The following is a 586-nucleotide window of genomic DNA, read 5'->3' as shown; positions in this document are numbered from 1 at the left end:
CACCAATACGGATACCTATCGCGAACTGGATTTACTGTTCATCGAATCGGATTCACTTTCGACAGGGGAGCGTTCTGCATTTCAACGTCGACTCGCACAAACCTCAAGTGTTCTTGCGGCGAATGCGCAGGGCAGTTATTTGGCGAATCAGTTATTAAAGCCAGATTTTCCTAATCAGTTGGTGTCGATGAAGGCTACGCTCGAACAAAAACTGGTTTCTTTTATCTTTTGGCTCATTGTCGTGAGCGGTTGTCTGTTGGCGGTGGTTTCATGGGCTGTCTTCTCTAAAAATGCGGTGGCGAATTCAAGTTCATCAGAGCCTGCCGTTTCTCAAACTGAAAACGCATCCAGTTCTTTAGAGCACGAGAACAAAGCGCGTGAGTTGGCAAGTGATGCTCAAGCGAATAAAACGCAAGAGCTAACCCCTGATTCGCGACAAGAATTGCTGGCTCCGCAAGAACCGTTTATCGATATCAACAGAATGCTGGATTCGCTTTCTGGCGATGAAGGCGCTGTCCGAATGTTGCTCGAGGTCGTTATTCAAGATCATGCTGAAGATGGTTCTAAATTACATAAACTGCTAAAC

At 46.2% G+C, this 586-nt stretch carries 1 pseudogene; it reads left to right on the top strand.

Annotated features, from left to right (window positions below):
- A pseudogene (locus tag R7P74_RS27980) lies at positions 1-586 on the top strand (Hpt domain-containing protein); the annotation flags it as partial.

Source organism: Vibrio sp. 2033, assembly GCF_033339735.1.
The sequence above is the reverse complement of the archived record's forward strand: the minus strand, read 5'-3'. Positions and strand labels throughout refer to the sequence as shown.